The organism is Aliagarivorans taiwanensis DSM 22990 (assembly GCF_000429505.1).
In the GTDB taxonomy this organism is placed as follows: domain Bacteria; phylum Pseudomonadota; class Gammaproteobacteria; order Enterobacterales; family Celerinatantimonadaceae; genus Aliagarivorans; species Aliagarivorans taiwanensis.
Genome location: NZ_AUBZ01000037.1, coordinates 1 through 22,485 on the forward strand (window position 1 = coordinate 1; position 22,485 = coordinate 22,485).

Genomic DNA, 22,485 nt, shown 5'->3' on the forward strand with positions numbered 1-22,485 from the left:
CTGAAACACTCAGGCTCGGGGGCATCCTGACAACCAAATGGACATGGTCAATTTGAACATTTAACTCAACGATTTTGCATTTCTTCATTGAGCTGTAGATGTAGATCCCTCTATGCAACTCTTTGCCTAAGTTCCCCTTCAGGAGCTTGAATCTGTACTTTGGCGTCCAGACGATGTGATACTGACAACGATAGAATACGTGTGAAGCGGATTCATATCTGCTCATGTTAGTTGTTCTCCTATTTGCTGGTTACAAACAGGTTGAACCTTCTAACATGAGCGCTCTTCGGGCAAAGCCCACAAGAACGATCACCACCTCCATAGGAGGTGGTTTAATACTGATAACAAAAAGGGCAGCTCAATGCTGCCCTTTTGTGATCAGTCGCTTAACCTAACAAGCGGTTAATGCGTTTGATGAAGTCGGCCGGGTTTTCCAGGCTGCCACGCTCGGACAGACAGGCCTGTTCGAACAACAGCTCCAACCACTCGCTGAAGGCACCGTCGTCTTGCTCGTCGGCCACCTTTTTCACCAATGGGTGTTGCGGGTTCAGCTCGAAGATGTATTTTTGCTCAGGGATCTGTTGACCCACCGCTTCCATCAGCTTCTGCATTTGGGTGGTCATGTCGTGCTCATCCACCACGATACACGACGGCGTATCGGTCAGACGATGAGTCAGACGCACATCTTTCACCTTGTCGCCCAAGCTCTCTTTAGCACGCTCAACAAAGCTGGCGTACTCGGTCTCGGCCTGCTCTTTTTGCTGCTTAGACTCTTCATCGTCCAGCTCGCCCAGGTCCAGATCGCCTTTGGTGATCGATACCAGCGACTTACCGTCGAACTCGTTGAGGTGGCTCAGTAACCACTCGTCGATACGATCCGATAGCAGCAGCACCTCGATGCCCTTCTTGTTGAAGATCTCCAGGTGGGCGCTGTTAGCAGCAGCGGCATGGCTGTCGGCGGTGACGTAGTAGATCTTGTCTTGACCTTCCTTCATACGCTCGATGTAATCGGCCAGTGCCACGGTTTGGTCCGCACCTTCGCCTTGGGTCGAGGCAAAACGCAGCAGCTTAGCGATCTGCTCTTTGTTGGCGAAGTCTTCGGCTGGACCTTCTTTGAGCACCTGACCAAACTCGTTCCAGAAGTTTTGGTACTTCTCAGCGTCGTTCTTAGCCATGCGCTCCAGCATGGTCAGCACACGCTTGGTACAGGCACTGCGCAGATTAGCAGTCACCTTGGTGTCTTGCAGAATTTCGCGGCTCACGTTCAGTGGCAGGTCGTTTGAGTCCAGCACACCTTTCACAAAGCGCAGGTAGCTTGGCATAAACTCATCGGCGTCATCCATGATGAACACGCGTTGAACATACAGTTTCAGGCCATGTTGACGCTCGCGGTTCCACAGATCGAACGGCGCTTTGCTCGGGATATACAGCAAGCTGGTGTATTCCTGCTTACCTTCTACCTTGTTGTGCGCCCATGCCAATGGATCGGCAAAATCGTGGGAGATGTGCTTGTAGAACTCTTGATACTCTTCTTCAGAGATCTCGTTCTTACCGCGGGTCCACAGCGCAGTAGCTTTGTTGATTGCTTCCCACTCGCCTGGTACCGCTTCAATCTTCTCGCCATCTGGGCCTTCGCTCTCAGGCTGCTCGTCGCGGAACATCTCTACCGGAATAGAGATATGATCAGAGTACTTGGTGATGATGCTGCGCAGTTTCCAGTCATCAAGGAACTCGTCCTCACCCTCACGCAGGTGCAAGATGATGTCGGTACCGCGGCCGGCTTTTTCGATATCGGCAACGGTGTAATCGCCTTCTCCGGCGCTTTCCCAGCGTACGCCTTGGCTGAGCTCAGCACCTGCCGCGCGGGTCTCAACGGTAACCTTGTCGGCTACGATAAAGGCCGAGTAGAAGCCCACACCGAACTGACCGATTAGCTGCGAGTCTTTCGCTTGGTCGCCGCTCAGGTTACCGAAGAACTCTTTAGTGCCCGATTTTGCGATGGTACCCAAATGCTCGATAACCTCGTCGCGGGTCATACCGATGCCGTTATCAGACAACGTTAGGGTGCGCGCCTCTTTGTCGTGGCTAACACGCACACGCAGCTCACCATCACCCTCGTACAAGGCGTTGTTTTCCAGTGCCTTAAAACGCAGCTTGTCGGCGGCGTCGGCGGCATTGGAGATAAGCTCGCGCAAGAAGATTTCTTTGTTTGAATAGAGAGAGTGAATCATCAACTGAAGAAGTTGTGATACTTCGGTAGTAAACCCGTGTTTTTCTACGTGTTTCTGCTCAGTCATGGGTCCCTTTTTCCTCTGTAACTGTGACCATGGATAAGTACCTGTCGACGGCACTTTTACTGTTACTTTCGAAATGGGGATGAGTTAGCGCTTTTCAACGGCCAAAAACGAAAAAACTGCCCGAAAGCAGTTTAGTTGCACAATTAATCAACGCTGCACAGCCTTAACTGCTGCAGTGGAGCTTAACTCACGCTCTGTCGGCCAATCAGTGAGTGGGACAGCGTGGTGCCATCAACGCTATCTAGCTCACCACCTAATGGCACACCGTGGGCGATGCGGGTCACCTTCACCTGTTTGGCCTTGGCCATCTCGGCAATATAGTAGGCTGTCGCCTCGCCTTCTACCGTAGGATTGGTAGCCAGGATCAACTCATCGATCTCTTGGGAGGCCAAGCGCGCTTCCAGTTTGTCCAGATGCAGCTGCTCAGGACCAATGCCATCGAGCGGACTAAGATGGCCCATCAATACAAAATACAGCCCTGAGTACTGGGCGGTTTGCTCGATGGCAGCCACATCGGCGGGTGTTTCAACAACACACACCTGACCCGAGTTTTGCCGCTTGCCCGACTGACAAATGGGGCACAAGGTCTCTTCAGCGAAGTTATTGCATTGCTCGCAGTGGCCCACATCCGCCACCGCATCTGCAAGGGCTTGCGACAGGCTGAGCGCCTTATCGCGTTGGCGCTCCAGTAAATTAAAGGTCATGCGCTGGGCACCGCGCGGGCCAACCCCTGGCAGCGCCTGTAGGGCTTTAATCAGTTGGTCAATTTTCGGCGTGTATTTCATGGTGTCGAGTGATAGCTAAATCTGCGCTAACGATATCAGCCTCGGCCAATAATTTCAGCTTCAATCGCCGCGAGGCATGACAAGTGCACAAACTACGGGCAATAATGAACGTGAAGGATCGCCATACCCCACAACTTATCGCATAGGGAATTATGCTAGCCACCACCATCCGTAACTACTTGCTGCTCGCTATTGCTGTCTCGCTGGGCTGCCTGCCGCTGCTCTACTGGGATTACCACCAAGAACAGCGCGATGTGGCGATCCGCGCCAATCACCAGCTCAGCCTAATCAGCCCGCTAGCAGAATCCTTGGCGCAACAAGGTAAGCGCCAGCAATTGATCGACCTGATCCAGCAGCTTGAAGCATCGCCCGATATCGCACTGGTCGAGCTGAGTCTGCGTCCACTGGCCGACAATCCTGATACCACTGAACCCTACCTGCCCGACTATTCACGGGTGCCCGAAGATCAGCAAATCGTCAGCCTGGCGGTAAACTTAAACCGCCTCAGCTTCGATCAGTGGCTGTTGGTCAAGCTAGATCAACCCGCGGCCCAGCAACTGCTGGCCCTGCTCGCCAGCGGCGGATTGGCCTTCTCGCTGCTGCTCGCCAGCTGGCAGCACTACCATCGCGGCGCAAGCAGTTCAGCGGGCCAATCCAACCCAAGTGAGGGCCTACAAGCCCTCGATGGGCTGGATATCGAAAAACTGGATGCCGAAGTACAGGGTTATACCGACGAGATTAACGAACTCCGACTTGGCCTGGCGGATAAGGCGCTGGCGCTGCGCAAAGTCGCGCGCGACCCCGTCGAAGATGAGGACTCGCTGTCGCGCTATCAGCCACTGCTGGATGCGTTTACCTACCCCGCGGTGCTGCTCGACGACCAGCGACAAGCGCACTACATCAACGATGCGGCGAACGCGGCGTTCCCCGACCTGCACATTGAGGCCCTGTTAACCGCCCTTACCAGCGCAGAGCAAAGCGCTGACACGCCCCAACAGGACAACGACCCATTTGAATTAAGCATTGCTGGGCAGGTGTACCCGGCAGCGATAGAGCCTATCGACACCCAACAAGCACACCTGCGACTAATCACTATTAAGCGGCCGCTAGAGAGCGTAGATCCAACACCCGATAACAACGACGACCTTAGCCAGTTGACGCTAGACCTATTAGACCTACCGCTGCCGCAGGCCTTTGTTGACTCTGAGCGCCGAGTGATGGCTTATAACCAAGCCTTTAGCGCTCTACTCGACCGTGCCACTGAGATAGAAAATACACCGCTTGACCAGCTATTTATGCTCGATAAGCAGCAAGGTGTTCACGTCAAAGGGCAAGATAAGGGCGCTCAGGGCTATCGTAGTGTCAGCTCTAACACCTTTAATCATCCAGTGCTTGGCGAAGTCAGCCTGCTTCAGTTACTGCCCGAGCAACCGCTACGACGCAGTAGCAAGCTCAAGCAAAACAGCTGGCAGCAACAGCTGGCCCAGAGCGTCACCTTGATTCATCAGCTTGGGCAAAAACAGTTAGGGCGGATTCGCAGGGGCCTGCAAAGCGATCCGCAGGTCAGTGAGCAGTACCGTGAGGTGCTGCGCGCCAGCGGCGAGCTAAGCGTGCTTTTGCAACTGCAGTGGTACGCCCAAGGTATGGGCGACAAGAATCAGGCCTTTAATGTGGAGCAAGCGTTGGACCAGCTACTCAGTAGCCTCGCTCAGCTCGGTATCACGGCACTTCCCAACAACCCTGTCGCGCCAAATGCGCACGCTAAAGGCAACCCTAAGGCCCTGCTCTACTTGCTACAAGCCCTTTGCCTGCAAGCCCTTGGTATACAGCGCCGCGAGCAGGCTGAGGTGCCACGCTTCAGCCTTGAACAAGACGAGGACCAAAAAATGCTTACCATCCGCTTTGCCTTGCGCGCCAGTCACATCGACATTGCCAGTCGCGAGCTCTATCGGCAAATCTGCAAACAGCAAGGTTGGCAGGCTGATTTCAGCAAGCAGGCGGTCACCATTAGCCTAGCGCTGCTGCATGTTGTGTCGTCCGAGGATGACGATATTCAAGACTTGGCGCAGCAACTGATAGCGGTGAATGATGATAACGATGATAGCTCGCAGGATGCCTTGCTCCCCGAGCTTATCGAGTCGCTCAACGTCGAGCACAGCAATGCACTATTGGAACAGGCGCTTGCCGATACCCTCGCGCCAATAAAGCCAGCTGATATAAGCGAGCAAGGTGACTCGATAGTCAACATGAACGGACTGGATCAATGCCTGTGGCAGCTGTTTTGTGACGAACTGCAGCTAACCCTTAGCCATCTTGACAGCGACGGCGGTGCAGACGCTAATACGCGCTTAACCCAGCTGTGTGTTGCCCATGAGAAATTTGCGAACACGCCGTTAACGGACAAGTTCCAGCAGTTAGGCCCGGCATTGGCCAGAGGTGATGAAGAAGTCGTAGATGCGGTAGTGAAGGAGTTACAGCACTGGCAGCAGACTACCAGTGCCGTTTAGGGCGGTTTAGTCGGCGATAAGATCGTAGTGCTCTTTGAGCACCGCAATAATCTCAGCTTTCGGGTTATCGCTAACCACGATTGGCTGGCCGGTGATCTTTTCAGCAATACCGATGTAGGTACGAGAGACTTCTTCAAGAACCGACACTGGCAACGCATTATCGCGGGCCAATGCTTCACGCTCGTCCATACGCTCTTTGTTCAGCAGGATGTCTGGGTCTGGGAAGTGCGAAAGCAGTAACTGGCGGAAGCCCTCTTTCGAGTTCTCTACCACTTTACCAGCGCGGTACTCGGCGCCATCCCAAATACGCGATGAGTCCGGGGTGCCCACTTCATCCATGTAGATCAGCTTGTCTTGGCCCTGCTCATCGGTCACGTAGCCAAACTCAAACTTGGTATCAACAAACACCTGATCCACCTCAGCCAGCGCTTTGCTAATAACCGCAAAGCCCTCTTTGAGCAGTTTTTCGTAGAGGTCGATATCAGCGCCTTGCATAAAGCCGAAGGCTTCCACGTTCTGCTCAATGTTTTGGCGGGTGATGTTCACGTCATCGGCTTCAGGCACGCCGGGAATGCCGCGCAGAATGCCTTTGGTAGACGGGGTAATCAGGATCTCATCCAGTTTTTGGTCGCGCTTAAGTCCTTCTGGCAGGGTAATGCCGCAGAACTCGCGCTCGCCCTTCTCGTAGGCTCGCCACATAGAACCAGTGATGTACTGGCGGGCAATCGCCTCAATCTTGGCGGGACGGGCTTTTTGCACAATCCAAACGAAAGGATGTGGGATATCCAAGATATGGCTGTCGGCCAGGCCTTGCTCTTTAAACAGCTTAAACCAGTGGTTGCTGATCGCATTCAGCGCAGCGCCTTTGCCGGGAACACCTTTAAGACCTTGCTCGCCATGCCAGATGCAATCAAAGGCCGAGATGCGGTCACTGATTACCATGATGGCCAGTGGCGTATCAGGCGATACCGGATAGCCCTTCTCTTCGATCAGGCGGCGGCTATCCTGCTCAGTTAACCAGTAAACAGAACGCACTTTTCCACTGTGTACCGGTTTGTCGGTACGGATCGGCAGGTCATCATTAACAGCTAGTACCTTATCGGCAAGGCTCATGTTGTTATCCTTCAAGGTGGTGGCCACAAAACGTGGCGGATTCGATGCTGGCGAATTTTACCAAAAATCCCTGTCAGCTCCAGTGTTTGCGTCGTTAACTGCTCGCCACTGGCGAAACTTACAGCAAACCGGCGAATTTCTTAGACTAAACTTCGCCAAAGTCCTGACTAACGGCAAGGGCTTGGGCATAATAGCGCCAATTGAAATCCCGGAAGAAAATTATGAGTATTGAGCAAACCCTGAGCGAGCGCAGCGGCGGCCAATGTGAGCTGTGCAGCAGCACCGACAACCTGAGTGTTTACGCCCTGCCCCCCGAGCAAGAGCAGCACTCAGATAAAGCCATCCACGTCTGCGGCACTTGCCTGGCACAGATTGAAGGCGAGAATGATGCCTTGGATCAAAACCACTGGCGCTGCCTGAATGATTCCATGTGGAGCCAAACCCCAGCGGTACAAGTGATGGCCTGGCGTATGCTGAGCCGCCTTAACGCTGAGCCTTGGGCGCAAGACCTGCTAGATATGCTGTATCTGGAAGAAGATATGCTGAAGTGGGCCGAAAGTGGCGCCCATGTAGCAGGCGCAGATAAGCCGCGCGATGTGAACGGCGTTATCCTGCAAAAAGGCGACGATGTCACTATCATCAAAGACCTGCCTATCAAAGGTTCTAGCCAAGTAATCAAACGAGGCACCGTGGTGCGCGGTATTGGCGTAAACGACAACGATCCGACCCACGTATCGGGCAAGGCCAATGGCCAGTCGATGTACATCATTGCTGAGTACTGTCGTAAGAAGTAGTCGCAATACTGTAGATAGCAAAAAGGCCGCAGAAGCGGCCTTTTTTGTAGCTAACGAACGCGCTTAGAATGGCATCTTCATGCCCGGTGGCAACTGCATACCGCCGGTGACTTCCGCCATCTTGTCTTTGCTTTGCTCTTCCACGCGACGTACTGCGTCGTTAACAGCTGCCGCCAACAGATCTTCGATCATGTCTTTGTCGTCTTCCATCAAGCTGTCATCCAGCTCTACGCGACGAATATTGTGACTACCGTTCATCACTACTTTAACCAGGCCAGCACCGGCTTCACCGGTTACTTCCATCTTGGCGATTTCTTCTTGGGCCTTCTGCATGCGGTCTTGCATCTGCTGCGCCTGCTTCATGATATTGCCCATTCCACCTTTAAACATGGTTATCTCACTTCGTTTAGGTTTGTAATGCGGCAATTACACCGAGGTTGCCGCAATAAATCAAGTTGTATAGTTGACGCTGTCGCCATTTAGCTCAGCGCCCATGCGTTGCTGCATAAACTGAATATTAGGATCGTCCAACAAACGCTGCTTAGCATGATCCAGACGCTTTAAGTGCAAGGCATGGCGCTGCTCAGCCGGGGTGCGTTGACTGGTATCTTCACCGATGGTGATGGCCAGCTCCATCGCCTTGCCATGCAACTGCGATAGCTGCTGGGTAAGCTCAGATAGCGAGCTAGGCTTTTGCAGGTGCGCACAGTCCGGTTTCAACAAGAGTTGCACCACGCTGCCTTCTACCCGCGACAGGCTGTGCCGGGCGATTTGCCGAGCAATCGGCCCCAAATGCATCTGCTCCACCCAAACTGCCCACTGGTCCAGATCTTCGCTGACCTGCTCAACCGGCCGCTGCGCTTGCACATCATGCGCTGCTTGTGCGGGTTTGTTGCGCTGGGCCACAAACTGCTGAGCCGGAGTCAGCTGCTGGGTATCCAACGCAGCACTGCTCTGCTCCACCGCACTAACGGGTAGTTGCGGAGCAACACTCTCAGTAGCCTTCGCGCTGGCAGGTTCATCCCCTTCAGGCGGCCCACTGACCTCTAAGGTAGCAGCACGCGCCGCGCGCTGAGCCAGATCCGCAGCATCTACTGCTGCGTCTTCAGGCTTTTTTTCGCCACCTTCCTTAGCTCGAAGTTGGCTGCGCAGCTTAATCAAAGACTGGGTGTGCGAGGCGTCCAGTGAAGGACTGGCACCCTGCGGCTCATAGTGCTCCGCTTCAGCCTCCTGCTCCATTGCTGCAGCTTGCTGGGCCATAGCACTGTAGTAATCGTCGCTGCTGTCAGCAGCAGGCTCTACAGGCTCCGATGGTATTTGCGCTGGCTGGCTGTCTGCCGTTTGCGGCGCGGCTACCGACGGGGTATCGGCCGATGTTTGACTCACGGCTGCAGACTCAGCCGATACTTGGCTCGCTGTTGCAGGCTTAGCCGCAGTAACGGGCGTTTCAACAAAGCCTTGCTGCTGGGCCTGCTCAACAATCTCTTGCTGCTCTTTCACGGCGCTGGCGACCAATGCCGCTTGCTCCGAGCTGTTAGTTTGCACAGGGCTGGCACCTTGAACGGACTCGCTTACAGCAGGAGCTGCTTCATTTGCTGCAGCCTTTGCTTGCGAGGCAGTGGCGTTAGCAGACTCGGCTTGAGGTGTTGGCGCTTGTTGAGCGCTGCTATTAACCGCGGGGCGCTCTACAGGCTTTGCCTGATCAGCAGGTTTCACATTCTTGGCACCGGCAAGCTTTTGCTTAAGCGCCTGCAGATGTTGATGCGGGCTCTCAGCTGAGCCGCTTTCGTTCATCACTCCAGCAACAGAAGAACCAGTTACCGGCTGCTGCCCCGATGACTGGGCATCGCTTTGCCCCTGCTCGCTTAGCGCAGGCTCGAAGGCCAGCATCCGCAATACCGTCATCTCAAAGCCGGAGCGTTGCGAAGGGGCGTACGCGAGGTCGCGACGGCCGGTGGTAGCAATCTGATAGAGCAGCTGAACCAGCTGAGCATCCACCACTTGCGCCAAGGCCACTAGGCTGTCATCGCAGCGCTCGGGCAACACCTTGGCCAGCGCCAATTGATGGAGCTGCTCGGCGAGCTGCTGGTGTAGGCTGTCAAAATCCGGGGCGAGTTCAGATAGCTGGTCGACTTGGGCCAGCGCGGCGCTAGCATCGCCTTCAACCACAGCTATCAACAATTCGGTGAGCAAGATGGGATCTTGCTGCCCCAACAGCGCCAAGCAGTTATCACGACTCAACTCGCTACCGCTTTGCACCAAGGCTTGGTCACACAGGCTTAGCGCGTCACGCATGCTGCCGTCGGCGGCTTTGGCCAGCAGCGGCAATGCCTCGGCCTCGAAACCCAAGCCTTCTTGGGTCAACACGTGATTGAGCTGGTTGGCGATATCGTCTTGGCTGAGCGCTTTTAGCTGGAACTGCAGACAGCGCGACAGCACGGTAATCGGCAGTTTTTGCGGATCGGTGGTCGCCAGCAAGAACTTCACGTGCTCAGGCGGCTCTTCGAGGGTTTTCAACAGTGCGTTAAAGCTGTGGCGAGACAGCATATGCACTTCGTCGATCAGGTAGACCTTGTAGCGCCCTCGGGCCGGGCTGTACTGCACGTTGTCGAGCAACTCGCGGGTGTCCTCAACCTTGGTACGCGAGGCCGCATCAATCTCGAGCAAATCTACAAAGTTGCCTTGGTCGATAGAGACACAGTTGCCACACACGCCACAGGGCTGACTACTCACCCCTTGCTCACAGTTAAGGCTTTTAGCGAAGATCCGCGCGATGGTGGTTTTGCCCACCCCGCGGGTACCAGAAAACAGATAGGCGTGATGCAGGCGTTGCTGATCAAGGGCGTTTACTAATCCAGCTAGTACATGCTGCTGGCCAACGACTTGCTCAAAACGCTGAGGACGCCATTTTCTGGCGAGGGCTTGGTGACTCATTCAATTACCGCTTATTCGCCTTCGAAGGCAACCAGATGGGTTGGATTCACATCCAACGAGCGTAGCTTTGCTTCACCGGGCAGGTCTACCAGGTTAATCACAAATGCGGCATCTTCGATGGTGGCGCCCAAGCGGCGAACCAGTTTCACGGTGGCTTCTGCGGTACCGCCGGTGGCGATCAGGTCATCGATTAACAGTACCTTGTCATCGCTGGTAAGCGCATCTTGGTGGATCTCAAGCGTATCCATGCCGTATTCCAGCTCATAGCTTTCAGCCAGAGTCTGACGCGGCAACTTACCCGGTTTGCGAACGGGCACAAAGCCGATACCTAAGGCCAGAGCCAATGGCGCACCAAAGATAAAACCGCGCGCTTCGGTACCGACAATTTTAGTAATACCCGCGTTGCGGTAATGCTCTTCCCATTGGGAGATCACTAGCGCAAAAGCTTTTGGGTCTTCAATCAAGGAGGTGATATCACGAAACATGATACCGGGCTTAGGATAGTCTGGGATGGCTTTAATCGACTTAGCGATATAGTCCAAAGAGTCGCTACTCATGCAAAATTCCAATTATTCACAAAAAAGCCCATATAGGACGGATGGGCTTTGGCGTTGGTTAAACAAGAATTATCGCAAGATCCGGGGCTAATGCAAAGCCCAAGGCACTCAAGCTATGACATTATCCCAAGTAAAGTCAGGCTAAGCGGCAAAGTGGGCAATAACAGTACAGCGATGAAGCCTAAGAAGTGGCCGAGATGATAGTTTTCTTTAAAATCCGTTTTCATAATAGTGTTCCTTTTCTGGGGCGCCAGTCTAACTAACCCGCGCCCGTAGAAACACCGAACAAAACTAGGGGTATTACCCGCCTTGGGCGTTCAACAGATCGACAATCTGGGCACTCTCGCGCAGCACCCGCAGCTCTGGCCACAGCGCCTTCGCCTCTGGATAAACCTTATTGAGATAAGCAAACCACTGTTTAATGCGATTCGGAAAGTACTTGCCCTTGTCGCCACGACACTCTAGCTGGGTGTAACGCAGCAGCAGCGCCATCACTTCCTGCCAAGTCATCGCCGGTGCATTGTACTTGACCACGTTGCCCAGGTTGGGCGTATTCAAGGCCCCACGCCCTAGCATGATGTCGCGGCAGCCGGTCACCTTGACGCACTCAAGGGCGTCCTGATGGCTCCAGATCTCGCCGTTAGCAACCACCGGGATGTTCACCTGCTCGCGCACCGCCGCAATGGCCGGCCAGTTGATGCGTTCAGCCTTGTAGCCACACATTTTGGTGCGCCCGTGTACCGCCAAAGAGCTGGCTCCGGCTTGCTCAACCGCAGCGGCGATATCGAAGCTCTCCTCGGCCGACTCCCAGCCTAAGCGGATCTTGGCTGATACCGGTAGCTCGCTTGGCACTACGCGACGCACGGCTTCGATAATATCGCGGATAAGGTTGGGGGTTTTCAAAAGCGCAGCCCCGCCACGGCTTTTGTTAACCAACTTGGCCGGACAACCAAAGTTGAGATCAATACCGGGCGAGCCCAATTCGATGGCGCGCAGCGCATTTTCGGCCAAGGCTTGTGGGTCTTGACCTAACAATTGGATGCGTACTGGCGTGCCAGCACTGGTCACACCACCTTGTTTTAACTCCGGCGATAGCTTGTAGAAGATATGCTCGGGCAGCAGGCAATCAACCACGCGGACAAACTCTGTAACACACAGATCGTAGTCGTTTATCTCAGTAAGTAGCTGGCGCATCAGCGGATCGAGTACCCCTTCCATTGGCGCCAGTGTGACGGTGTTTGGTGAGGTATTATTCATATCCAATTGACTTCTATTGTTATTTGGTTGCAAAGCTTAGTTGATCTCGTTTTGATTCAAGTCATAGCCGGGGTTTCAGGGCGCTGTTTATACTCCTGATCAAATGTAGATGCAATGGTGATATGCCGTGAATATCGCTAACTATCAGCAACGACTAGACCAGCAGCTAGTTGAGCTAAAAAATCAAATTATCCCGGTGCTTGTGGCGTCGCTGCCCAGACTCGCTCAGCAAAACGAGCAGGCGCTGTATGCCATGGAAACCACCGAGTTGATTGAGCTTGCCAGTCAACAACCGGTACTGGCGATCTATCGCCTGCTTGGCGACTTAAAGCGGGTTGACGCTGCGTTATGCCAAATCGAGCTGGGGCTATTTGGCATGTGCTGCGATTGCGAGGAGCCCATCGAAGAGTCCTTGCTCGAAGCCGATCCCTGCGAGCAGCGCTGCAAGGCCTGCCAAAGCAAGTATCAGCTCCATCAACAGAGCCATCGCTATGCGCTGTGATGGCCCAAACGCTGGATGCTAAAAAGCCACCCTCATCAGGTGGCTTTTTTATTGGTTGTTGCTTTTTTATTGGCTGTTATTGCAGCGACGGCTTAGCCAATCTTTTCAACACCGCCCATGTATGGACGAAGCGCTTCAGGAATTACCACGCTGCCATCTTCCTGCTGGTAGTTCTCTAAGATAGCTACCAAGGTGCGGCCTACTGCCAGACCTGAACCATTCAGGGTGTGCAGCAGCTCAGGCTTCTTCGCACCCGCGGCGCGGAAACGAGCCTGCATACGGCGCGCTTGGAAGGCTTCGCAGTTAGACACAGACGAGATCTCGCGGTAGGTGTCTTGTGCTGGCAGCCACACTTCCAGATCGTAGGTCTTGGTTGCGCCAAAACCCATATCGCCAGTACACAGCGTTACCACACGGTAAGGCAGGCCAAGCTTTTGCAGAATGTTTTCGGCGTGCTGGCGCATCTCTTCCAGCGCATCGTAGGATTTCTCTGGGTGTACCACTTGCACCATCTCAACCTTGTCGAACTGGTGTTGGCGGATCAGGCCACGGGTATCACGACCATAAGAGCCCGCTTCACTGCGGAAACATGGCGTATGAGCGGTCATGCGAATTGGCAACTCGGCTTCGTCGACGATGGTGTCGCGCAGCATGTTGGTCACTGGCACTTCTGCGGTTGGGATCAGGCTCATGCCCACGCCTTCTTCGGTCGCTGGCTGAGTGTGGAACAGGTCTTCGCCGAATTTAGGCAGCTGACCGGTACCGTACAGTGAGTCTGCATTCACCAGATACGGCACGTACAGCTCTTGATAACCGTGCTCTTGGGTGTGGGTATCCAGCATGAACTGCGCCAATGCGCGGTGCAGGCGGGCAATCTGGCCCTTCATCACGATAAAGCGCGAGCCACTGATCTTAACCGCGTTTTTAAAGTCCAGACCTTGTGCGCCTTCCCCTAGGTCGACGTGATCTTTCACTTCAAAGTCGAAGCTTGGGATCTCGCCCCAGGTGTGCAGTTCTACGTTTTCGTCTTCGTCTTTACCTTCTGGCACGGACTCGTGCGGCAGGTTTGGCACTTCCAAAGACAGCGCCTGCAGTTGGCCTTGCAGTTCAGCCAGCTCGGCCTTGGCTGCGTCTAGGTCGCTGCCCAGTTGGCCAACTTCAGCCAACAGAGGTTGGATATCTTCGCCACGTGCCTTAGCTTGACCGATGGACTTGGATCGTACATTACGCTCGTTTTGCAGGCGCTCGGTGCGTACCTGTAACTCTTTGCGTTGTTCTTCCAGCGCAGTTAGTTGCGCCACATCCAAATCATAACCGCGCTTTTTAAGCAGAGCTGCGGCAGTCTCAATTTCGCTTCTTAGAAATTTAGCGTCAAGCATCAGAAACCTTCGTATCTTTTGGCGTCGTGCCAAGTATGGGTAGTTATCACATTTGCCCGTTCATAGGGCCAAGGCGAAAAATTTTATCAACTCGCGGGCACGATGCAAGCGAGCTGGGTACAAACCAATGATATTTCGTCGGTTGTGGGGCGAACTGGCTATTTTTTGTAGCGTTTAACCGAGCTATTGCGGTTAACCTGCTCCAAATAATCCAGTTTCTCTTTGATCTGCTTCTCGAGTCCCCGCTCGTTGGGTTGGTAGAAACGCAGATCTTGCAGCTGCTCAGGGAAGTAACACTCCCCGGCGGCGTAAGCATTCGGCTCATCATGGGCATAGCGATACTCTTGCCCAAAGCCCAGCTCGGCCATTAGCTTGGTGGGCGCGTTACGCAAGTGCACCGGCACGCCAATATCGCCATATTCTTTGGCGGCATTGCGAGCGGCTTTAAACGCGGTATACACCGCATTACTTTTGGCCGCGCAGGCCAAGTACACCACTGTTTGCGCAATCGCCCGCTCGCCTTCGGCAGGTCCGACCCGGGTAAAGCAGTCCCAGGCATTGATTGCCAATTGCATGGCGCGCGGGTCAGCGTTACCAACATCTTCTGAGGCAATAGCCAAACAGCGGCGCGCTACCACCAGCGGGTCACCACCGGCTTCAAGAATACGGCAATACCAAAACAGCGCAGCATCGGGCGATGAGCCGCGGATCGATTTGTGTAGTGCAGAGAGCAGATCGTAGTACTGATCGCCGCCCTTATCGATATGGCTATAACGCTCACCCGCTACCTCGGCCAGTAGCTGCTTATTAAGATGCTTATGCCCGGCTTGTACTACCGCCAAGTCGCACATCATCTCCAGCAGGTTCAATGCACGGCGGGCATCGCCAGAGGCGATCTTAGCGAGCAGACTCAGGCATTCATCGTCGACAACGATCGCCTGCTCAGCCAATACCGGATCGTGCTGCACCGCGCGTTCCAGAAGGCTTAGGATATCCTCATCGCCGAGCTGCTTGAGCACATAGACCTTGGCACGAGACAACAGTGCGTTGTTGAGCTCAAAGGATGGGTTCTCGGTGGTGGCGCCGATAAACACCACGGTGCCGTCTTCCACATACGGTAGAAAGGCATCCTGCTGGCTTTTATTGAAGCGGTGCACCTCGTCGACGAACAATACCGTGCGCCGGCCAACTTGCTGGTTCTGCTTGGCATTGGCGATGGCCTCGCGCACCTCTTTGATGCCGCCGGTGACCGCAGAGATCTTTTCCACCTCTGCATTGGCGTTCTTGGCGGCAATCTCTGCGATGGTGGTTTTTCCGGTACCTGGCGGGCCCCACAGGATCATCGAGTGCAACTGGCCTTTGGAGATGGCCCGGTGCAGCGGCGTGTCGGCACCGAGGATATGCTGCTGACCTACATAATCCTCGATACGGGTGGGCCGCATACGGGCAGCCAGTGGGCGAAAATCCTCAGAGAAGTCTAGCGACAGGCTCATTAACGTTGGTCGTCCACAGCGGTTCCGTCGGGGATAACGAACTGAAAATCGCTAATTTGATAGTCGGGGCTGGTATTTAGACCAGACAGCACGAACTCACTGCGTTGGCCGTTTTGCTCGATGATATCGAAGCGCTCCACCTGCTCTTGGCCATCGAGCTTCACCCAGAAGCGCGCTTGCAGTGCATCTTCTTTGCTGGTGAGCATATAGCCCTCGCCTTCTCGCTCGATGGCATATTGCTGCCAGGTGCTGTCGCGTTGATCAGAGAGCAACACAATCGGCGAATGCTCCACCGCACTGGTGGCATCCATAATGCTCACCTGCTCGATAAACGGACTGTAGTACCACAGCGTTGCGCCATCAGAGACAATTAAGTCATCTTCAGGAAAGGTCTGTTGCCAGCGCAGCTTGGCCGGCTTGGCCAGAAGCAACTCGCCTTCAGCTTGGTGTACCAAGTTGCCATCGATATCAATCACCCGCTGCTCAAAGTTGGCAGAGAACGCGTCAAAGCGCCCTAGCGCTTGCTTTAACTCAGCGGTGACATCGGCGGCCATGGCACCGGCGCTGCATGCTGCCAGCACCAATGCAGAAACAATCTTCTTCATATCGTTACCTAATCGAGTTTAACCGGGGGCGGCGCGAGAACTTCGCGGTTGCCGTTGTGCCCGGGAGAGCTAACCACGCCTTGCATCTCCATCTGCTCGACGATACGTGCAGCCCGGTTGTAACCAATCCGGAACTGACGTTGCACACCGGAGACCGAGCCCCGGCGAGATTCTGTCACAAAGGCGACCGCTTGATCGTAGAGCTCATCCAGCTCTTCATCGCCTTCGGCCTGCTCACCGGGCAGCAAGGCATCGGGGCCCGCTTCGCCGGAGAGGATTTCATCAATATAGTTGGGCTCGCCGCGCTCTTTCCAGGCAGCAACCACCGCATGCACTTCGTGGTCATCGACAAAGGCCCCGTGAACACGGGTGGGTACGCCGGTTCCTGCAGGCAAGTACAACATATCGCCCATACCCAGTAGTGTTTCAGCGCCTTGCTGGTCAAGGATGGTACGCGAGTCAATCTTACTCGATACCTGGAAGGCGATACGAGTTGGGATGTTGGCCTTAATCAGACCGGTGATCACATCCACCGATGGGCGCTGGGTTGCCAGCACCAAATGGATACCTGCGGCGCGGGCCTTTTGCGCAATACGGGCAATCAGCTCTTCCACCTTCTTGCCGACGATCATCATCATATCGGCGAATTCGTCGATCACCACGACGATGCTAGGCAGCTTCTCTAGATGCGGAGGCATCTCATCCATGCTATCGCCGGGCTTCCAGAGCGGATCAGCAATCGGAGTGCCGTTGGCGGCGGCGTCCAACACTTTCTGGTTGTAGCCTTTGAGGTTACGCACGCCAAGCGCCGACATCAGCTTGTAGCGACGCTCCATCTCACCGACACACCAGCGCAGGGCGTTAGCGGCCTCTTTCATATCGGTGACTACTTCTGCCAATAGATGCGGGATCCCCTCGTAGACCGACAGCTCCAACATTTTGGGGTCGATCATAATCAGGCGCACATCGTCGGGAGTCGATTTATACAGCAAGCTGAGGATCATCACGTTCACCCCAACCGACTTACCCGAGCCGGTAGTACCCGCTACCAGCAAGTGCGGCATCTTGGCCAAATCGACCACCACCGGCTGGCCGGCGATATCTTTACCCAGCACCATGGTCAGCGCAGACTTGCTGTTGTGGAATACCGGGTTGTCGATCACTTCGCTTAAGTACACCACCTCGCGGTAGCGGTTTGGCAGCTCCAAACCAATCACCGATTTACCAGGAATTACTTCCACCACCCGCACGCTAATCGCTGACAACGCTCGCGCCAAATCCTTAGACAAGTTAGAAATCTTGCTAACCTTGACACCCGGTGCGAGATCTAGCTCGAAGCGGGTAATCACCGGACCGGGATGCACCGCCACCACTTTTGCCTTCACTGCAAAGTCAGCCAACTTGGCTTCGACTAAGCGTGAGATATTGTCCAAATCTTCTTGCGAGATCGGGTTTTGCTGCTTGTCGGGGCGATCGAGCAGCGTCATCTCAGGTAGTGCCGGCAACTTTGGTTGGGCTTTAACGGGCGCGGTAGTAGCAGATGCCGCCGCTTTCACTTTGGGCTTGGCAACAGGCGCATCGGACCCCATCAACTCATCCATCCCGACATGCTCACGCTCAAGCAAGATAGGCTCTTGAGGCTCACCTTCTTGCTCGTCGGCGGCATGCCAATCGTGGATTGCATCCTCTGGAAGCTCTGGTGCCGAGTCAGTTAGCCAATTGTAGCTTTCATCACTACTCGCATCAGCAGTAGGCTGCGTGTCAAAGCTGGGCTCATCTACCTGAACGGGCTCGGCGGAATCTGAGCTTGGCGCCTTGTTAAAATCGCGCATCAGCACATCATCGTGTTGCTCTTGCAGCTTTTTCTGGCGGCGCGACTCTGGCATTTGCTTGACTCGTCCAACGCCACTAATCAACCCACCGCCGATGCGCTCAACAATGTGCACCCAAGACATACCAGTAAACAGGGTGACGCCACAGGCAAGTAGCGCCAACAGAATAATGGTGGTACCCAACAAACCGAACACCGGTACCATCAGCAAAGCAAGGATGTCCCCCACTACACCTCCAGACGTGAAATAGAAGAAATCGTCAACGTTAATACTGGCAAGCGCAGTGCTAGATAGCAGGGTTAAGGTGAACCCGAGCACCCGCAGGCCAAGTGTGAAGAAATTAAGCTGTGCAACGGGACAGGGTCGCCAGAACAACGCCCACGCCAACAGCGCACAGATAAAGGGGGCAGAATAGCCGATGAAGCCGAAAGCAAACAATAAGATATCTGCGGTATAGGCGCCAAAGGTGCCTGCCGCATTGTGAATATCCCCCTGCCAGGCGGTCTGAGACCAGCTTGGATCAGCAGGATTAAAGCTCACCAGAGCGATCATCAGGTAGATGCCTAACGCACCCAAGCATATCGCCCCTGCTTCTGCGAGGCGGCCTAGGCCGGATAGCCGATGATCAGCCTGATAAAACGGGTCACCCATGACGTACACGTTCCTGAGATAACAGCTTTACAGGTCAAACTGTGAAAAACTGCATAATAAAAACAAAACAAGCGGCTTAAGCCGCTCGTTTCAATGTAACAGAATTTTCAACTAGTTAAAACGCGTTAGCCTTTGATTACCAGGCGATTGCTTTGTTTAACTTCTTCCATTACTACATAGGTACGCGTGTCGTTAACACCCGGTAGGCGCAACAGCGTTTCACCCAGCAAACGACGGTAGGCTGACATATCAGCTACGCGCGTTTTCAACAGGTAATCAAAGTCACCGGATACAAGATGACACTCTTGGATCTCTTCGAGTTGCTGAACAGCGTGGTTAAACTGCTCAAACACATCCGGGGCACCGCGATTAAGGGTGATTTCGACAAAAACCAGCAATGAGGCGTCAAGATATTGGGGATTTAGGATTGCGGTATAACCGGAGATATACCCTTGGCGCTCTAACCGTCGTACTCGCTCCAAGCAAGGCGTGGGGCTTAAGCCTACACGTTTCGACAGCTCTACGTTAGAAATTCGTCCATCTTTTTGCAATTCATTCAAGATATTGCGATCAATTCGATCCAGTTCCTTCATTGGTCGACCTTTAGCTTCCATATTAACGAGTGTGTAATAACCCTCCCCTCCTACTGCGTTACAACCACAGTTTACCTACCCTGGACTTGCCGAAGCTGTACATAAAATAGGGAGCAAGTGACGATAACGGGCCGAAATATCGGGCTACAGAACAGAGTCCGGACAAACGCCGCCGCTTTCTTGTTTATTTATTTCACAAAAAGCGAGTACTATCAAGCCCAATGCAAAATTTTTAGCTAGAACAATCGCTATATCCATATATTGTTTTTTCATTTGTCGGGAACAAAGCTGAAGATTATGCTGTGACCAAGCTGTTGCAAAATTGGCTGTTGCGATTCTTTTCTTCACTTTTTAGCTTGAGTTTGCAACTTTTGACCGCATATTGTTTACATCGCAAACAAGGATATATTTCATCACCATGAGTCAGTCAGTACACCACCCATTGATTATCCTCGGCTCAGGCCCTGCCGGTTACACCGCTGCGGTCTACGCCGCTCGTGCCAACCTCAGCCCGGTATTGATTACCGGTATGCAGCAAGGCGGCCAGCTCACCACCACCACCGAGGTTGAGAACTGGCCGGGCGACGCTGAAGGCTTAACCGGCCCTGCGTTGATGGAGCGTATGCTCGCCCACGCTGAGCGCTTCGAAACCCAAGTGGTTTTCGACCACATCAACGAAGTTGATTTCAACACCAAGCCTTACAAACTGAAAGGCGACAGCGCTGAGTACACCTGTGATGCGCTGATCATTGCCACTGGCGCATCAGCGAAATACCTCGGCCTGGAATCTGAAGAGGCATTTAAAGGTAAAGGCGTATCAGCCTGTGCGACCTGTGACGGGTTCTTCTATCGCAACCAGAAAGTTGCAGTAGTTGGTGGCGGCAACACCGCTGTTGAAGAGGCGCTGTATCTATCAAATATCGCCTCAGAGGTGCATCTGATTCACCGCCGTGACAGCTTCCGCTCAGAGAAGATCCTCACCAAGCGTTTGATGGATAAGGTTGAAAACGGCAACATCGTTTTGCACCTTGATCAAACGCTAGATGAAGTGCTCGGCGACGAGATGGGCGTAACCGGACTGCGTACTCAAAACGTAAAAACCGGTGAAACCCGTGAATTAGAGGTGATGGGTGTGTTTATCGCCATTGGTCACCAGCCAAATACCCAAATCTTCGAAGGTCAGCTGGAGATGAACGACGGTTATCTCTCAATTAACTCCGGCAGCAACGGTAATGCTACCGCAACCTCGGTACCTGGCGTGTTTGCAGCGGGTGATGTGGCCGACCATATCTATCGTCAAGCGATCACCTCAGCAGGCGCGGGTTGCATGGCCGCACTTGATGCAGAGCGCTACCTCGATAGCCTAAACGATTAACAATGTAAGGCCGACCCAGTCGGCCTTTTTCTTATGCAACTACCCTACGTAGCCACCCCCGAAGATTTTCCCTCACCCGCCGAGGCGCTGGATGACCCCAACGGTCTGCTAGCACTGGGCAACGTGTTGTCGCCTGAGCTGTTGGTCGCTGCTTATCAACAAGGGATCTTCCCTTGGTTTGAGGAAGACCAGCCAGTGCTGTGGTGGAGCCCCGACCCACGCATCGGTTGTTCGCTGCCGCATCCGGTTAGCCAGCGCTCGATGCGCAAGTTCTGCCGTAATACATCACTTAAGGTCACCATCAACCATGCCTTCAATAAGGTCATCCAGGCCTGCGCCAATGAGCGAGCCGGTAACACCTGGATTTTGCCGGTTATGTGCGAAGCCTATGGCCACCTGCATCAACTCGGCTATGCTCACTCTGTAGAGGTGTGGGACGAGGATACCTTGGTCGGAGGCTTGTATGGCATAGCGGTAGGCGCGGTATTTTGTGGCGAATCGATGTTCCATCGCACCAGTAACGCTTCGAAGCTTGCATTCTACAGCTTCTCCCAGCATTTCAGCCTCCATGGCGGTTGTTACATTGATGGACAGATAGAGAACCCTCACCTCATCAGCTTGGGTATGCAGCCTATCAGCCGCGAGGACTTTGGCACGCTGCTGCACTCGCACCGCGAGCGACCTATTTCGCTGGACTGCTGGCGACCGCAAACGCTAGCCTTACCCCTATGAGCAATATCCAGTTTGGCTTAACCGGTGAGACGCCCTGTCCCTATCTCGAGGGGCAGTCTGAGCGCTTGTTGGTAGCCATTACACAAAGCCCCGAAGAGAACCGCCAAGTCTACCCAAGCCTGATTGAACACGGCTTTCGTCGCAGTGGTGACTATATCTACCGCCCACATTGCGCCGAGTGTCAGGCGTGTGAGTCGCTTAAAGTCGACTGTAGCAAGTTCATTCCCTCACGCTCGCAAAAGCGGGTATCCGCTAAAACCAAGGGACTGCGCTTCAAGTGGAATGGCGCTAGCTCAGCCCAAGAGTATGACTTATATGAGCGCTATATCGCCGAGCGCCATCGCGATGGCGGCATGTATCCAGCGACACTGTCTAGCTACCAACAACTGCTTGCAGGCAATGGCGTTGAAACCGCTATACTGCGCGCCTTCGATGATCAGCAGTTAGTTGCCGTCGCGATATGCGATGTACTCCCTGATGGCCTCAGTGCGGTGTACACCTTCTTTGAGCCTGAGTCGATTTACCCATCGTTAGGCAAGGTTATGATTCTTCAGCAGATCGAGCGAGTTAAGCAGCTAGAGCAAGCATGGCTTTATCTCGGATTACAGGTCGATGAGTGCGCAAAAATGAACTATAAAAGCCAGTTTCGCCCTCACCTGCGATTTGATGGCCATAAATGGCGTTGATTGTTGCGGATAAACTTTACACAAGCCGCTAAATCTGGCATTCTCCCTGCGTTTTTTATAGTGGCTCACCCTTAGAGGATTCAATGGCGAAAGAAGACAATATCGAAATGCAGGGCACGATCCTAGAGACTCTGCCTAACACTATGTTCCGCGTAGAGCTTGAAAACGGCCACGTGGTAACTGCACACATCTCTGGCAAAATGCGTAAAAACTACATCCGCATTCTAACCGGTGACAAAGTAACCGTGCAGTTGACTCCTTATGACTTGTCAAAAGGCCGCATTGTCTTCCGCGCTCGATAGACGCCGTTTGGCTTAACGCCAACTCATCGATCATCAGCATGAAAAAAGCCAGGTTAAACCTGGCTTTTTTGCGTCTGCTAAACGCCAACCT

The 22,485-nt window shown here is 53.9% G+C and carries 21 protein-coding genes; 7 read left to right on the plus strand and 14 right to left on the minus strand.

Features of this window, described 5'->3' with window-relative positions; genetic code table 11:
* The 3 genes from tnpA to recR all read right to left on the minus strand — a co-directional run.
* Window positions 1-226 (minus strand): IS200/IS605 family transposase (gene tnpA / locus G462_RS0116460; protein WP_026959967.1); only part of this gene is annotated, 226 nt, incomplete at its 3' end.
* Between the two features lie 160 nt (window positions 227-386).
* Entirely contained in the window at window positions 387-2,297 is a 1,911-nt protein-coding gene (gene htpG, locus G462_RS0116465; protein ID WP_026959968.1) for a molecular chaperone HtpG, read from the minus strand.
* Window positions 2,298-2,479: 182 nt separating this feature from the next.
* Window positions 2,480-3,082, minus strand: a complete 603-nt coding sequence (gene recR / locus G462_RS0116470) for a recombination mediator RecR (protein ID WP_026959969.1) — start codon at window positions 3,080-3,082, stop codon at window positions 2,480-2,482.
* Between the two features lie 152 nt (window positions 3,083-3,234).
* On the opposite strand from recR, the gene G462_RS0116475 reads away from it, so the two are divergent.
* A complete protein-coding gene (locus tag G462_RS0116475) occupies window positions 3,235-5,589 on the plus strand; it encodes a hypothetical protein (protein WP_026959970.1) in 2,355 nt (784 codons plus the stop codon).
* Window positions 5,590-5,595: 6 nt separating this feature from the next.
* Here the strand turns inward: G462_RS0116475 and G462_RS0116480 are convergent, their stop codons facing one another.
* Window positions 5,596-6,702: a phosphoribosylaminoimidazolesuccinocarboxamide synthase gene (locus G462_RS0116480; RefSeq protein WP_026959971.1), complete on the minus strand. Its 1,107-nt coding sequence runs from the start codon at window positions 6,700-6,702 to the stop codon at window positions 5,596-5,598.
* A gap of 221 nt (window positions 6,703-6,923) precedes the next feature.
* On the opposite strand from G462_RS0116480, the gene G462_RS0116490 reads away from it, so the two are divergent.
* Window positions 6,924-7,496, plus strand: a complete 573-nt coding sequence (locus tag G462_RS0116490) for a PhnA domain-containing protein (protein ID WP_026959973.1) — start codon at window positions 6,924-6,926, stop codon at window positions 7,494-7,496.
* A gap of 63 nt (window positions 7,497-7,559) precedes the next feature.
* Here the strand turns inward: G462_RS0116490 and G462_RS0116495 are convergent, their stop codons facing one another.
* The 4 genes from G462_RS0116495 to dusC all read right to left on the minus strand — a co-directional run bounded on the left by G462_RS0116495 (window position 7,560) and on the right by dusC (window position 12,244).
* Window positions 7,560-7,886, minus strand: a complete 327-nt coding sequence (locus tag G462_RS0116495) for a YbaB/EbfC family nucleoid-associated protein (protein ID WP_026959974.1) — start codon at window positions 7,884-7,886, stop codon at window positions 7,560-7,562.
* Between the two features lie 60 nt (window positions 7,887-7,946).
* Window positions 7,947-10,430: a DNA polymerase III subunit gamma/tau gene (dnaX, locus tag G462_RS0116500; RefSeq protein ID WP_026959975.1), complete on the minus strand. Its 2,484-nt coding sequence runs from the start codon at window positions 10,428-10,430 to the stop codon at window positions 7,947-7,949.
* An 11-nt stretch (window positions 10,431-10,441) separates the two neighbouring features.
* Window positions 10,442-10,987, minus strand: a complete 546-nt coding sequence (apt, locus tag G462_RS0116505; RefSeq protein WP_026959976.1) for an adenine phosphoribosyltransferase — start codon at window positions 10,985-10,987, stop codon at window positions 10,442-10,444.
* Between the two features lie 300 nt (window positions 10,988-11,287).
* On the minus strand, window positions 11,288-12,244 hold the full coding sequence (gene dusC, locus G462_RS0116515; protein ID WP_035478084.1) for a tRNA dihydrouridine(16) synthase DusC: 957 nt from the start codon (window positions 12,242-12,244) through the stop codon (window positions 11,288-11,290).
* 127 nt (window positions 12,245-12,371) lie between these two features.
* Between dusC and G462_RS0116520 the strand changes: the two genes are divergently transcribed.
* Complete coding sequence (locus G462_RS0116520) at window positions 12,372-12,746, plus strand: TraR/DksA C4-type zinc finger protein (protein ID WP_026959979.1); 375 nt, start codon at window positions 12,372-12,374, stop codon at window positions 12,744-12,746.
* A 92-nt stretch (window positions 12,747-12,838) separates the two neighbouring features.
* On the opposite strand, the gene serS is transcribed toward G462_RS0116520, so the two are convergent.
* The 6 genes from serS to G462_RS24545 all read right to left on the minus strand — a co-directional run bounded on the left by serS (window position 12,839) and on the right by G462_RS24545 (window position 19,647).
* Window positions 12,839-14,125, minus strand: a complete 1,287-nt coding sequence (serS, locus tag G462_RS0116525) for a serine--tRNA ligase (RefSeq protein WP_026959980.1) — start codon at window positions 14,123-14,125, stop codon at window positions 12,839-12,841.
* 158 nt (window positions 14,126-14,283) lie between these two features.
* On the minus strand, window positions 14,284-15,618 hold the full coding sequence (locus G462_RS0116530) for a replication-associated recombination protein A (protein WP_035478086.1): 1,335 nt from the start codon (window positions 15,616-15,618) through the stop codon (window positions 14,284-14,286).
* Window positions 15,618-16,223: an outer membrane lipoprotein periplasmic chaperone LolA gene (lolA, locus tag G462_RS0116535; RefSeq protein ID WP_026959982.1), complete on the minus strand. Its 606-nt coding sequence runs from the start codon at window positions 16,221-16,223 to the stop codon at window positions 15,618-15,620. Before lolA ends, G462_RS0116530 begins: the two co-directional genes overlap by 1 nt.
* Window positions 16,224-16,231: 8 nt before the next feature.
* The gene (locus G462_RS0116540) at window positions 16,232-18,706 is read right to left on the minus strand and encodes a DNA translocase FtsK (RefSeq protein WP_026959983.1); all 2,475 of its coding nucleotides are present in this window, start codon (window positions 18,704-18,706) and stop codon (window positions 16,232-16,234) included.
* 125 nt (window positions 18,707-18,831) lie between these two features.
* Window positions 18,832-19,320: a leucine-responsive transcriptional regulator Lrp gene (lrp, locus tag G462_RS0116545; protein ID WP_035478089.1), complete on the minus strand. Its 489-nt coding sequence runs from the start codon at window positions 19,318-19,320 to the stop codon at window positions 18,832-18,834.
* Between the two features lie 123 nt (window positions 19,321-19,443).
* Window positions 19,444-19,647, minus strand: a complete 204-nt coding sequence (locus tag G462_RS24545; RefSeq protein WP_157360338.1) for a hypothetical protein — start codon at window positions 19,645-19,647, stop codon at window positions 19,444-19,446.
* 70 nt (window positions 19,648-19,717) lie between these two features.
* Here G462_RS24545 and trxB point away from each other — a divergent pair, with 70 nt between their 5' ends.
* The 4 genes from trxB (at window position 19,718) to infA (ending at window position 22,394) form a co-directional block, all read left to right on the plus strand.
* A complete protein-coding gene (gene trxB, locus G462_RS0116550) occupies window positions 19,718-20,674 on the plus strand; it encodes a thioredoxin-disulfide reductase (protein ID WP_026959985.1) in 957 nt (318 codons plus the stop codon).
* 33 nt (window positions 20,675-20,707) lie between these two features.
* Window positions 20,708-21,406, plus strand: coding sequence for a leucyl/phenylalanyl-tRNA--protein transferase (gene aat, locus G462_RS0116555; protein ID WP_026959986.1), 699 nt, complete (start codon window positions 20,708-20,710; stop codon window positions 21,404-21,406).
* Window positions 21,403-22,092 carry an arginyltransferase gene (locus G462_RS0116560; RefSeq protein ID WP_026959987.1) on the plus strand — a complete coding sequence of 230 codons (690 nt, stop codon included), beginning with the start codon at window positions 21,403-21,405 and terminating at the stop codon, window positions 22,090-22,092. Before aat ends, G462_RS0116560 begins: the two co-directional genes overlap by 4 nt.
* 83 nt (window positions 22,093-22,175) lie before the next feature.
* Window positions 22,176-22,394, plus strand: coding sequence for a translation initiation factor IF-1 (gene infA, locus G462_RS0116565; protein WP_026959988.1), 219 nt, complete (start codon window positions 22,176-22,178; stop codon window positions 22,392-22,394).
* Window positions 22,395-22,485 lie beyond the last annotated feature (91 nt).

Bases quoted from the DNA above. Each gene is read 5' to 3' on its own strand.
- htpG (WP_026959968.1), bottom strand. From the start codon at position 2,297: ATGACTGAGCAGAAACACGTAGAAAAACACGGGTTTACTACCGAAGTA.
- recR (WP_026959969.1), bottom strand. From the start codon at position 3,082: ATGAAATACACGCCGAAAATTGACCAACTGATTAAAGCCCTACAGGCG.
- G462_RS0116475 (WP_026959970.1), top strand. From the start codon at position 3,235: ATGCTAGCCACCACCATCCGTAACTACTTGCTGCTCGCTATTGCTGTC.
- G462_RS0116480 (WP_026959971.1), bottom strand. From the start codon at position 6,702: ATGAGCCTTGCCGATAAGGTACTAGCTGTTAATGATGACCTGCCGATC.
- G462_RS0116490 (WP_026959973.1), top strand. From the start codon at position 6,924: ATGAGTATTGAGCAAACCCTGAGCGAGCGCAGCGGCGGCCAATGTGAG.
- G462_RS0116495 (WP_026959974.1), bottom strand. From the start codon at position 7,886: ATGTTTAAAGGTGGAATGGGCAATATCATGAAGCAGGCGCAGCAGATG.
- dnaX (WP_026959975.1), bottom strand. From the start codon at position 10,430: ATGAGTCACCAAGCCCTCGCCAGAAAATGGCGTCCTCAGCGTTTTGAG.
- apt (WP_026959976.1), bottom strand. From the start codon at position 10,987: ATGAGTAGCGACTCTTTGGACTATATCGCTAAGTCGATTAAAGCCATC.
- dusC (WP_035478084.1), bottom strand. From the start codon at position 12,244: ATGAATAATACCTCACCAAACACCGTCACACTGGCGCCAATGGAAGGG.
- serS (WP_026959980.1), bottom strand. From the start codon at position 14,125: ATGCTTGACGCTAAATTTCTAAGAAGCGAAATTGAGACTGCCGCAGCT.
- G462_RS0116530 (WP_035478086.1), bottom strand. From the start codon at position 15,618: ATGAGCCTGTCGCTAGACTTCTCTGAGGATTTTCGCCCACTGGCTGCC.
- lolA (WP_026959982.1), bottom strand. From the start codon at position 16,223: ATGAAGAAGATTGTTTCTGCATTGGTGCTGGCAGCATGCAGCGCCGGT.
- G462_RS0116540 (WP_026959983.1), bottom strand. From the start codon at position 18,706: ATGGGTGACCCGTTTTATCAGGCTGATCATCGGCTATCCGGCCTAGGC.
- lrp (WP_035478089.1), bottom strand. From the start codon at position 19,320: ATGGAAGCTAAAGGTCGACCAATGAAGGAACTGGATCGAATTGATCGC.
- trxB (WP_026959985.1), top strand. From the start codon at position 19,718: ATGAGTCAGTCAGTACACCACCCATTGATTATCCTCGGCTCAGGCCCT.
- aat (WP_026959986.1), top strand. From the start codon at position 20,708: ATGCAACTACCCTACGTAGCCACCCCCGAAGATTTTCCCTCACCCGCC.
- G462_RS0116560 (WP_026959987.1), top strand. From the start codon at position 21,403: ATGAGCAATATCCAGTTTGGCTTAACCGGTGAGACGCCCTGTCCCTAT.
- infA (WP_026959988.1), top strand. From the start codon at position 22,176: ATGGCGAAAGAAGACAATATCGAAATGCAGGGCACGATCCTAGAGACT.